Below are 9,900 nucleotides of genomic sequence, written 5' to 3'. Positions count from 1 at the left end.
CGTGCTCGCCTTGACCTCGCCCGCGCACCGCCCGATCCAGACGACACGCGATATCGCCAGTTTCTGGAGCGGCAGCTGGCACGAGGTGGCGCGCGAAATGCGCGGACGCTACCCCAAGCACAGCTGGCCCGACGATCCCGCGACCGCGCGGCCGACCTTGCTCACCAAGGCGGCGCAGGCGCGCCGCGACGGCGCGTGACGATGGCCCTTTTCGTCGGCGCGGTGACGCGCTAAGGCGCGGCAAAGGCTCCATGTGAGGACGAGAATATGAAGGCGCGCATTTTCCAGAAGCCCAAGAACGCGATGCAGTCGGGGCGTGCGGGCACGCAGCGCTGGATGCTCGAATTTGCGCCCGCCGAGGCGCGCAAGGCCGACCCGCTGATGGGCTGGGCGGGAAGCGGCGACACGCAGCGCCAGCTGCGACTGGGTTTCGCGACGCAGGACGAGGCGCTCGCCTATGCCGAGCGCAACGGCATCGACGCCGAAGTCATCGCGACCCCCGAGCGCAAGCTGAAGATCCAGGCTTACGCCGACAATTTCCGGTAATTAGCCGGCGGCCCCCGCCTTCGCGGGGGCGACGGTCTTACTCCGCGTCGGGCTGCAACAGCTTGTGCAGGTGGACGACGACATATTTCATCTCGGCATCGTCGACCGTGCGCTGCGCGGCGCTGCGCCAGGCCTTTTCGGCGGTCTTGTAATCGGGGAACAGCCCGACGACGTCGAGATTGTGAAGGTCGACGAAGTCGAGGCCCTGCGGGTCGCTGACGCGGCCGCCGAAGACGAGGTGCAATTTGCTCATTGGTGCTTTCCTTGCGGGTTAGCGCTGGGGAGGGGAGAAGCCGCGCCCCCTACCAGTCGCTCGCATTTCGGGCAAGGGCGCGGTTATGCGCCGCTGTCGTCGCCCTTGCTGCCCTTGGGGAGCAGCGCACCGAGCAGCGCGCCGATCGCCACCGCGCCCGCGACGAGCGCGATCGGCTGCTTTTCGGCGACGTCCTTGAGCTTCGAATTGGCGCGCTTCGCCTGCGCCTTGCCCTTGGCCAGCGCTTCGCCTGCGGCCTCGCGCGCGACCCCGGCCTGTTCGGCGCCTTTCGCGGCAAGCTCGCTCGTCGCGGCACGCGCGCGGCCATAGCCATCCTGGATGCGCGCCTTCGCCGCTTCGGCGGTCAGCTTGGCATTTTCGGCGGTTTTCTGCGCAACTTCACTCACTTTCGCGGTGGTTTCGCGCGCGGTTTCACTGAGCGGCTTCATCCTGGTCCTCCAGATATTCGGTTTCGTCGGCGTCGGGCGCGTCGCCCGGGCGGATCTTGTCGAGCCCGGCTTCGGCAAGGTCGCGCAGCTTGCGGCCGAGGCGCGGGGCATGTTCCTTGATCGGTTCGCGGAAAAGCCAGGCCAGCCCCGCCGCAGCTGCCAGCGCGATCGGCAGGCGGTTGTCCTTGAACTGCTTCTGCACCGCGGCCGCAGTATCGTCGATCTTGGCGTCGAGCCGATATTTGCCGCGATTATACAGCGCCTTGGGTTTGAACGCCTCCCCCGCGACGCCGAGCTTTCGGTGCAGTTCGGCGCGCTGCAGCATCGCCCGGCGCGCCGCGTTGATCAGCCGGTTGCGGGTCCTCGGCATCAATCGTCGCTTTCTTCATCGACCAGATTGCGCCGCAGCGCCGTCCGGATATCGGCATAGCTCGCCTTCGCGCGCCACCCGGCGAAGGCGGCGATCAGCAGCAGTACACCCACGACGATCAGCGTCGCGAGCAACGGCCCGACCTGCGGCGTCAGCGCCAGGATCGCGCCGAACGCGAGCGCAAGCATCGCAACGCCGAGCGCCGAGGCCGCGACCGCGCCCCAGCTCGCGGCCCATGTCGCGCCGTGCAGCGCGAGTTCGCCGCGCGCCTCGAGTAGCGCCAGTTCGGCCTTGGCGGTCGCCTGGAAATTGTCGACGACATCGTCGATAATCTTTTCCAAAGGCACCGGCGGGGGCGCGATCGGCCGTCCATCGGGCGCATAGCCGTGGCTCACGCGGTTAAGCGCGCCCTCGTCGGGGGCAGGGGATTCAGGCTTGGCGTCTGGCATCTCGCTGGATCGGGATCAGTCGCTGCTCGAACCCTTGAGCAGGCGCGCGAGCACGAAGCCGATCACCGCTGCGGCGCCGACCGACACCGCCGGGTTCTTCTTGACCAGGTCCTTGGTCGCGGCGGCAAGCTCGTCGAGATCCTTCTTGTCGAGCGTGGTCGCAAGGCCGGCGACGGTCGAGGCGGCCGAGCGGGCGTAATCGCCATATTGCTTGCCGAACTTGCTGTCGACGGTGCCGGCGCTGTCCTCGAGCATCTTGGCGAGGCTGCCGACGGCTTCGGCGGCCTTGTCCTTGCCCTTGGTCGCCGCTTCGCGCGCCTTGACCTTCGCTTCGCCGGCGAGGTTGCTCGCGTCGGCCTTCAACGAGGCGGCCTTCTTCGAGGCTTCGCTCTTGATCGTCGCGCTGGTAGCGGCGAGCTGGTCGCGGATCGGATGTTCGGCGGCTTTCGCCTTCGCGGGCTTGCGCGCGGGCGCCGCCTTGGTGGCAGCGGGTTTGGCGGGGGCTTTGGGCGTCGCAGTCTTGGCGGCGGGAGTAGCGGCTTTGGCCATGGTTCGTCCTCTTCTCTGTTCGGGCGCGGCAGCGGCGGCCATACCCATCCCTGTCTGTCGGTTACTATAGCCGCAGGGGCTGAATGGTTCCATAGCGCGCCAAAATTCCTATGCATATTGCCTTGTCGCGATGCCGCCGATAACAGGCGGGCGCCTTTCCCATACGGCCAGCGTGGCCGCCAGCAGGACGATCCTCCATGACCGCCATCATCGACATCCACGGCCGCGAAATCCTCGACAGCCGGGGCAATCCCACCGTCGAAGTCGATGTGCTGCTCGAGGATGGCAGCTTCGGCCGCGCCGCGGTGCCCTCGGGCGCCTCGACCGGCGCGCATGAAGCCGTCGAACTGCGCGACGGCGACAAGGCGCGCTACCTCGGCAAGGGCGTGACCAAGGCGGTCGCCGCGGTGAACGGCGAGATCGCCGACGCACTCATCGGCCTCGATGCCGAGGACCAGCGCGAACTCGACATGGCGATGATCGCGCTCGACGGCACCGCGAACAAGGGTCGCCTCGGCGCCAATGCGATCCTCGGCGTCAGCCTCGCCGCCGCCAAGGCTGCGGCCGACGCGCGCGGCCTGCCGCTCTACCGCTATGTCGGCGGCGTCTCGGCACGCACCTTGCCCGTTCCGATGATGAACATCATCAACGGCGGCGAACATGCCGACAACCCGATCGACGTGCAGGAATTCATGATCATGCCCGTCGGCGCCGGCAGCATCGCCGAAGCCGTGCGCTGGGGCAGCGAGATTTTTCACACGCTGAAGAAGGGCCTGTCGGCAAAGGGCCTCGCCACCGCCGTCGGCGACGAGGGCGGCTTCGCCCCGAACCTCGCCTCGACGCGCGCCGCGCTCGACTTCATCGCCGCCTCGGTCGACGAAGCCGGTTTCAAGCTCGGCACCGACGTCGTGCTCGCGCTCGACTGCGCCGCGACCGAATTCTTCAAGAACGGCAAGTATGAGATCAGCGGCGAGGGTCTGTCGCTCAGCCCCGAGCAGATGGCCGAATATCTTGCCGCGCTCGTCGCCGACTATCCGATCAAGTCGATCGAGGACGGCATGAGCGAAGACGACTTCGTGGGCTGGAAGGCGCTGACCGACCTGATCGGCGACAAGTGCCAGCTCGTCGGCGACGACCTGTTCGTCACCAACCCGGCGCGGCTGTCGCAGGGGATCAGCGACGGCCTCGCCAACTCGCTGCTCGTCAAGGTCAACCAGATCGGCACGCTGTCGGAAACGCTCGATGCGGTCGATATGGCGCACCGCGCGCGCTATACTGCGGTCATGTCGCACCGTTCGGGCGAGACCGAGGATTCGACGATCGCCGACCTCGCGGTCGCGACCAACTGCGGCCAGATCAAGACCGGCAGCCTCGCGCGCTCGGACCGGCTTGCGAAGTACAACCAGCTGATCCGCATCGAAGAAGAACTGGGCGACATGGCGCGTTACCCGGGGGCGGCGATTTTCGGGTGAGTCAGCGGTAGGGCGTCAGCGCGAGCGGCATTTCGGTAGGGACGGTCCGTAGCTGAAGGCGGCGCTTCCCTCGGACTTGCCCGCCGTGATCCAGACTTCGTAGGCCGCGCCTTCGGTGAGCGCGGGCGCCTTGGCGTCCGCGCGCCACCCGTCCGGAACCTGGCCATAATATATCAGCTCCGAGCGATAGGGGCTGTGGTGCCAGAAATTGGTCGGCGTATAGGCCGCCCACACATGGGCGAGCAGCGGGGTGCCTGATTGCCGCCGGCCCACCGCGACGCGGTCGATTTTGGGCACGCGCCCGTCCAGCAATGTGACCTGAAAGCCGAGGCGGTGGCCGCGCGTGCAGGCTTCGACCGTCAGGGCGGGATAGGAGCAGGAGGTCAGCGTCGCGGCCAGTATGACGGCGCATATCGCCGCGCGCTTCATCGCCGTCCAACCCTCTGCCTCGCCCTCACTCGCCCTTCAGATATTTATCGAACCACCCGATCGTCCGGCGCAGCGAATCCAGCTGGTTTTCGCGCTTCTGGAAGCCATGGCCTTCCTCAGGGTAGAAGATCGTCTCGACGACATTGCCCTTGGCCTTGAGCAGGTCGTGGACCTCCTGCGCCTGGCCGCGCGGCACGCGGATGTCATTCTCGCCCTGGATCGTCAGCAGCGGCGCCTTGGCTGCCTTCATGTACGTCAACGGCGAGGCGGCGTCATAGACCGCGCCATCCTTCTCGGGCGTACCGAGCAGGCTGCGCTGATAGGCTTTGAGCAACTCGTCCTGATCGCGGTACATCGTGCGCCAGTTGATGATGCCGAACCATTGCACCGCCGCCGCAAATTCGTCGGGGGTGCGGCCGATCGCCATCAGCGACATAAAGCCGCCGTAGGAACCGCCGAAGATCCCGACCTTCTTGTCGTCGACATAGCCCGACTGGACGAGGAAGGTCTTGGCCGCGACGGTATCTTTCAGGTCGCCGCCGCCCAGATCCTGGAAATTCGCTTCCTGGAACGCCTTGCCATAGCCGGTCGAGCCGCGGAAATTGGGCTGGATCACGACATAGCCGCGCGTCGCAAAGGCGGTGGCAAAGCGCGAAAAGCCGTCCTGCGACTGGCTGGTCGGGCCGCCGTGCGGGATGACGATCGCGGGGTTGCTGCCGTCGCGTTTCAGGTTGAACGGCATCGTCACGACCGCGCTGATCAGCGTGCCGTCGAAACTCTTGTAGGTCACGACCTGCGACTTGGGCAGCGTCGCAGGCGACAGGCTGGCCATCGCTAGCGGCACCACCGGCACCGCCTTGTTGGCGCCGAGGTCATAGGCATAGAGCATCGTCGGCGAATCCGCGCCGCTGCGCGTCACGAACATCCGCTTGCCGTCGGGCGAGATAGCGGTGAGGCCGGGGATCGACGCGCGGCCCGGATCGAGCGTCAGATCGGTCTTCGCCATGGTCGAAAGCTCGACGCGCGACAGCGTCGATCGCCCGTCATTGTTGGTGCGCACGAACATCGCCTTGCCGTCGGGGGTGACGATGTCGCTCGTCTCCTCCCACGGCGTCTTGGGCAGCCACGCCCATTTCTTCGTCGCGACCGTATAGGCGCCCGCATGCGGCTGGCCGGTGCCTTCGTCGGTGGTCACCGCGAGTACCGCGCCGTCGGGGGTCGCGCCGGTCGCGGCATAGATGGTCTTCGCCTTGCCGAGCAGCATCGTCGCGGCACCGCTCGCGACATCGATGCGCCACACTTCGCTCACGGTGGAATCGACGCTGCCACGATTGGCGATGATCGCCTTGCCGCCATCGATCCACGCTGCCGGGCTCCAACTATAGGCCGGGTCCTTCTCGGCGGTCAGGTTGCGGACCTTGCCCGCGCCATCCATCACCGCGAGGTTGCTCTGTCCCTCGCTCTTGAGCTTGGTCGACAGTGCGACGAGGTCGCCGCCGGGGGCAGGGAGCAGGCCGCTCTCGCTGCGCTCGGCCGTGTTGGTCAGATTCTCGACCGCGCCGCCGTTCACCGGCACGCGATAGACGTCATAATATTCGTTCCCGCCCGCATCCTGCGTGAAATAGAGGAATTTGCCGTCGCGCGAGGCGGCGAGGCCCGCCTGTGCGTCGTTCGACTGCGTCAGTTGCACCGGCCAGCTGCCGTTCGCGTCCATGCGCCAGATGTTGACGCGGCCCGTCAGGTCGGTGGCGATGAACATCGCCTTGCCGTCGGCGCTCCACACCGCGTCATAAAGCGCGCGTGTGACGCCGATATCGTCGAGCGGCACCGGCTTCGCGTCGGGATTGGCGGGGGAGGAAATTGTCTGCGGATCGGTGATCGGGCGTTCGGGTGTGGCGACTTGGGCAAAGACCGGCGCGGCGGTGGCAAGCAGGATGGCGGTAAGGATCGAACGCATCGAAAAAGCTCCCCTGAAGTGATGGCGCGAGTGTGGCAGAGGCTTATCCACTCGGCCAGTCTCAAAACTGCGGAAAAGCAAGCCATCCGCGCTTGACCCCGCGAATCAGTTGTGATTCAAGGGCCGGAATGACGCAGCGCCACAAAGTACGGAAATCGGTGAACCGGGCCATAGGTCCCACCGTCGCCGTGATCGCGGTGCTGGCGATGATCGGTTACGCGATCTTCGGCCCGACCGGCCTTTATGCCTGGGGCGATTATGGCCAGTCGGTCGAAAAGCAGCGCGTCGTCCTCGCCGACCTCACCAAGAAGCAGAATGAACTCAAGAACCGGGTCAGCCTGCTCGACCGCCGCCGCGTCGATCCCGACCTCGCCGAGGAATATGTGCGCGAGAAACTGGGCGCCTATCACCCCGACGAGGTGATCATCCCGATGGACCCCGACGCGCAGCCCTGACCTTATTCCACCCTCCCCTTCAGGGGAGGGCAGCGAGACTTGGGAACTTGTTCCCTAGTCGCAGCGGGTGGGGTTCGCGGCCTTGCGCATCGGTCAAATCCCCACCCCAACCCCTCCCCTGAAGGGGAGGGGCTTGAGCGTCTTGCTGCATAGGTATCCTTGGACCCCCGCGGGGTCCAAGCGGGCGTTGCCAAAGGCGCGTCGGCTCTCCTATAGGGAGGCCCTGCCGTAACGGCTAACCCAAAAGGAACCCGCCTTGGCCAAAGCTCCCGTGCGCAAGACTGCTGCGCCGAAAAAGCCCGCTGCAACCGCTGTCGCAACCCCTGCGCCGACCGCGAACCGCGAAAAGCCGCGCGATCCCGCGCCTTATGATGCGACGCCGGAAGAGCTCGAGAAATTCTACCGCGAAATGCTGCTCATCCGCCGCTTCGAGGAAAAGGCGGGGCAGCTCTATGGGCTCGGGCTGATCGGTGGTTTCTGCCACCTCTATATCGGTCAGGAAGCCGTGGCGGTCGGGCTCCAGTCGGCGCTCGACGGCGACAAGGACAGCGTCATCACCGGTTACCGCGACCATGGTCACATGCTCGCTTACGGCATCGATCCCAAGGTTATCATGGCCGAACTCACCGGCCGCGCCGCGGGCATTTCGCGCGGCAAGGGCGGCTCGATGCACATGTTCAGCGTCGAGCATAAATTCTACGGCGGTCACGGCATCGTCGGTGCGCAGGTGTCGCTCGGTACCGGGCTGGCCTTCGCGCATAAATATCGCGGCGACGGCGGCGTCGCCATGGCCTATTTCGGCGACGGCGCGTCGAACCAGGGCCAGGTCTATGAAAGCTTCAACATGGCCGAGCTGTGGAAGCTGCCGATCATCTTCGTGATCGAGAACAACCAATATGCGATGGGCACGTCGGTCAATCGTTCGTCGGCCGAGGACCAGCTCTATCGCCGCGGCGAAAGCTTCCGCATCCCGGGCATGCAGGTCGACGGCATGGACGTGCTCGCGGTGCGCGGCGCCGCCGAGGCGGCGCTCGAATGGGTGCGCGCGGGCAAGGGGCCGGTGCTGATGGAGCTCAAAACCTATCGCTACCGCGGCCACTCGATGTCCGACCCCGCCAAATATCGCAGCCGCGACGAAGTGCAGGCGGTGCGCGACAAGAGCGATGCGATCGAGCATCTGAAAAAGCTGATGCTCGACGCCGGGATCACCGAGGACAAGATCAAGGAGATCGACAAGGACATCCGTCAGGTCGTCGCCGAGTCCGCAGACTTCGCCGAAAGCGCGCCCGAACCCGAATTGCATGAACTTTATACCGACGTGCTGGTGGAGCAATATTGAGATGGCCATCGAATTGAAGATGCCGGCGCTGTCGCCGACGATGGAAGAGGGCACGCTCGCCAAGTGGCTCGTCAAGGAAGGCGACGCGGTGAAGTCGGGCGATATCCTCGCCGAGATCGAGACCGACAAGGCGACGATGGAATTCGAAGCGATCGACGAAGGCACGATCGCCTCGATCCTGATCGCCGAGGGCACCGACAATGTGAAGGTCGGCACCGTGATCGCGACGATCGCGGGTGAGGGCGAGGACGCGGCGGCCCCCGCTGCGGCTCCGGCGCCCGCGCCGGCCGAAGAGCCCAAGGCCGCCGAACCCGCTCCAGCTCCCGCCGCAGCCCCAGCGCCGGCCGTGGAGAAACCCGCCGCAGTCGAGCGCGCCTCCGATCCCGCGATCCCCGAGGGCACCGAAATGGTCAAGCTGACCGTGCGCGAAGCGCTGCGCGACGGCATGGCCGAGGAAATGCGCAAGGACGACCGCGTCTTCGTGATGGGCGAGGAAGTCGCCGAATATCAGGGCGCGTACAAGGTCACGCAGGGTCTGCTCGAGGAATTCGGGCCGCAACGCGTCGTCGACACCCCGATCACTGAATATGGCTTCGCGGGACTCGGCTCGGGCGCCGCGATGGGCGGGCTCAAGCCGATCATCGAATTCATGACCTTCAACTTCGCGATGCAGGCGATCGATCACATCATCAACTCGGCGGCGAAGACCAACTATATGTCGGGCGGCCAGATGCGCTGTCCGATCGTGTTCCGCGGTCCCAATGGCGCGGCATCGCGCGTCGCCGCGCAGCACAGCCAGAATTTTGCGCCCTGGTACGCCAGCGTTCCCGGCCTGATCGTGATCTCGCCCTATGACGCAGCCGACGCCAAGGGGCTGATGAAGGCCGCGATCCGCAGCGAGGACCCCGTCGTCTTCCTCGAAAACGAGCTGCTCTACGGGCGCAGCTTCGAGGTGCCCGCGGTCGACGATTTCGTGCTGCCGATCGGCAAGGCGCGGATCATGCGCGCCGGCAGCGACGTCACGATCGTCAGCTATTCGATCGGCGTCGGGCTCGCGCTCGAAGCCGCCGATGCGCTGGCGGCCGAGGGCATCGATGCCGAGGTGATCGACCTGCGCACCCTGCGTCCGCTCGACACCGTCACCGTGCTTGCCAGCCTCAAGAAGACCAACCGGCTCGTCGTCGTCGAGGAAGGCTGGCCGGTCTGCTCGATCGCCAGCGAACTCGCGATGGTCGCGATGGAGCATGGCTTCGACGACCTCGACGCGCCCGTCATGCGCGTGTGCAACGAGGATGTGCCTTTGCCCTATGCCGCGAACCTCGAAAAGCTCGCGCTGGTCGATACGCCGCGCGTGATCGCGGCGGTGAAGGCGGTCTGCAATCGCGCCTGACGAGCCGCAAGCGCCGCTCTACCCCGACATCCGCGATCCGCGCGTGATGGTCGCGGTGCCGCGCGACCGCCGCGCGGCGCTCGCGGCTTTGTGGGCGCTCGCCGAACGGCTGACCAATCTGCTGATCGAAACGCGCGAGCCGCTGATCGGTCAGATCAAGCTCGCCTGGTGGCGCGACATGATGGTGATGCTCGCGGCCGAACCCGCGGCGCTGCCGAAGGGCGAGCCGCTGCTCGCCGAGT

Annotated in this window: 13 protein-coding genes and 1 pseudogene; 7 read left to right on the top strand and 7 right to left on the bottom strand. The window is 66.1% G+C overall.

Translation table 11 applies throughout. The features are described 5' to 3' along the window. Both B1A78_RS18180 and B1A78_RS18175 read left to right on the top strand, forming a co-directional pair. On the top strand, positions 1 to 199 hold a 199-nt coding region (locus B1A78_RS18180), incomplete at its 5' end, for an ATP-dependent helicase C-terminal domain-containing protein (protein ID WP_144037893.1). A 68-nt stretch (positions 200 to 267) separates the two neighbouring features. Beyond that, entirely contained in the window at positions 268 to 546 is a 279-nt protein-coding gene (locus tag B1A78_RS18175) for an ETC complex I subunit (RefSeq protein ID WP_077148320.1), read from the top strand. Between the two features lie 37 nt (positions 547 to 583). On the opposite strand, the gene B1A78_RS18170 is transcribed toward B1A78_RS18175, so the two are convergent. From B1A78_RS18170 to B1A78_RS18150, 5 genes are all read right to left on the bottom strand, one after another. Continuing rightward, positions 584 to 799 carry a DUF4170 domain-containing protein gene (locus B1A78_RS18170; protein ID WP_077148319.1) on the bottom strand — a complete coding sequence of 72 codons (216 nt, stop codon included), beginning with the start codon at positions 797 to 799 and terminating at the stop codon, positions 584 to 586. An 83-nt stretch (positions 800 to 882) separates the two neighbouring features. Then, positions 883 to 1,248, bottom strand: coding sequence for a hypothetical protein (locus tag B1A78_RS18165; RefSeq protein WP_077148318.1), 366 nt, complete (start codon positions 1,246 to 1,248; stop codon positions 883 to 885). Next, the gene (locus B1A78_RS18160) at positions 1,232 to 1,618 is read right to left on the bottom strand and encodes a hypothetical protein (protein ID WP_077148317.1); all 387 of its coding nucleotides are present in this window, start codon (positions 1,616 to 1,618) and stop codon (positions 1,232 to 1,234) included. The genes B1A78_RS18165 and B1A78_RS18160 overlap by 17 nt, the downstream gene beginning before the upstream one ends. After that, positions 1,618 to 2,067: a phage holin family protein gene (locus B1A78_RS18155; protein WP_077148316.1), complete on the bottom strand. Its 450-nt coding sequence runs from the start codon at positions 2,065 to 2,067 to the stop codon at positions 1,618 to 1,620. The genes B1A78_RS18160 and B1A78_RS18155 overlap by 1 nt, the downstream gene beginning before the upstream one ends. A 15-nt stretch (positions 2,068 to 2,082) precedes the next feature. Then, the gene (locus tag B1A78_RS18150) at positions 2,083 to 2,616 is read right to left on the bottom strand and encodes a hypothetical protein (RefSeq protein WP_083734295.1); all 534 of its coding nucleotides are present in this window, start codon (positions 2,614 to 2,616) and stop codon (positions 2,083 to 2,085) included. Positions 2,617 to 2,813: 197 nt separating this feature from the next. Between B1A78_RS18150 and eno the strand changes: the two genes are divergently transcribed. Then, positions 2,814 to 4,088, top strand: a complete 1,275-nt coding sequence (gene eno, locus B1A78_RS18145; protein WP_077148315.1) for a phosphopyruvate hydratase — start codon at positions 2,814 to 2,816, stop codon at positions 4,086 to 4,088. A gap of 15 nt (positions 4,089 to 4,103) precedes the next feature. Here eno and B1A78_RS18140 read toward each other — a convergent pair whose 3' ends face one another. Both B1A78_RS18140 and B1A78_RS18135 read right to left on the bottom strand, forming a co-directional pair. After that, a complete protein-coding gene (locus B1A78_RS18140) occupies positions 4,104 to 4,517 on the bottom strand; it encodes a hypothetical protein (protein ID WP_077148314.1) in 414 nt (137 codons plus the stop codon). A gap of 25 nt (positions 4,518 to 4,542) precedes the next feature. Then, entirely contained in the window at positions 4,543 to 6,474 is a 1,932-nt protein-coding gene (locus tag B1A78_RS18135; protein WP_077148313.1) for a S9 family peptidase, read from the bottom strand. Positions 6,475 to 6,632: 158 nt separating this feature from the next. Here B1A78_RS18135 and B1A78_RS18130 point away from each other — a divergent pair, with 158 nt between their 5' ends. From B1A78_RS18130 to B1A78_RS18115, 4 genes and pseudogenes are all read left to right on the top strand, one after another. Next, entirely contained in the window at positions 6,633 to 6,929 is a 297-nt protein-coding gene (locus tag B1A78_RS18130; protein WP_256839236.1) for a septum formation initiator family protein, read from the top strand. A 256-nt stretch (positions 6,930 to 7,185) separates the two neighbouring features. After that, positions 7,186 to 8,268, top strand: coding sequence for a pyruvate dehydrogenase (acetyl-transferring) E1 component subunit alpha (pdhA, locus tag B1A78_RS18125; RefSeq protein WP_077148311.1), 1,083 nt, complete (start codon positions 7,186 to 7,188; stop codon positions 8,266 to 8,268). A gap of 1 nt (position 8,269) precedes the next feature. Next, positions 8,270 to 9,658 (top strand): pyruvate dehydrogenase complex E1 component subunit beta, encoded by a 1,389-nt coding sequence (locus tag B1A78_RS18120; protein ID WP_077148310.1) that lies wholly within the window; start codon positions 8,270 to 8,272, stop codon positions 9,656 to 9,658. Positions 9,659 to 9,704: 46 nt separating this feature from the next. Continuing rightward, a pseudogene (locus B1A78_RS18115) lies at positions 9,705 to 9,900 on the top strand (hypothetical protein); the annotation flags it as partial.

The sequence above is a fragment of the Sphingopyxis sp. KK2 genome (assembly GCF_001990265.1).
Lineage (GTDB): Bacteria > Pseudomonadota > Alphaproteobacteria > Sphingomonadales > Sphingomonadaceae > Sphingopyxis.
The sequence above is the reverse complement of the archived record's forward strand: the minus strand, read 5'-3'. Positions and strand labels throughout refer to the sequence as shown.

Excerpts from the sequence above, each read along its gene's own strand:
- B1A78_RS18175 (WP_077148320.1), top strand. The coding sequence starts at position 268 with ATGAAGGCGCGCATTTTCCAGAAGCCCAAGAACGCGATGCAGTCGGGG.
- B1A78_RS18170 (WP_077148319.1), bottom strand. The coding sequence starts at position 799 with ATGAGCAAATTGCACCTCGTCTTCGGCGGCCGCGTCAGCGACCCGCAG.
- B1A78_RS18165 (WP_077148318.1), bottom strand. The coding sequence starts at position 1,248 with ATGAAGCCGCTCAGTGAAACCGCGCGCGAAACCACCGCGAAAGTGAGT.
- B1A78_RS18160 (WP_077148317.1), bottom strand. The coding sequence starts at position 1,618 with ATGCCGAGGACCCGCAACCGGCTGATCAACGCGGCGCGCCGGGCGATG.
- B1A78_RS18155 (WP_077148316.1), bottom strand. The coding sequence starts at position 2,067 with ATGCCAGACGCCAAGCCTGAATCCCCTGCCCCCGACGAGGGCGCGCTT.
- B1A78_RS18150 (WP_083734295.1), bottom strand. The coding sequence starts at position 2,616 with ATGGCCAAAGCCGCTACTCCCGCCGCCAAGACTGCGACGCCCAAAGCC.
- eno (WP_077148315.1), top strand. The coding sequence starts at position 2,814 with ATGACCGCCATCATCGACATCCACGGCCGCGAAATCCTCGACAGCCGG.
- B1A78_RS18140 (WP_077148314.1), bottom strand. The coding sequence starts at position 4,517 with ATGAAGCGCGCGGCGATATGCGCCGTCATACTGGCCGCGACGCTGACC.
- B1A78_RS18135 (WP_077148313.1), bottom strand. The coding sequence starts at position 6,474 with ATGCGTTCGATCCTTACCGCCATCCTGCTTGCCACCGCCGCGCCGGTC.
- B1A78_RS18120 (WP_077148310.1), top strand. The coding sequence starts at position 8,270 with ATGGCCATCGAATTGAAGATGCCGGCGCTGTCGCCGACGATGGAAGAG.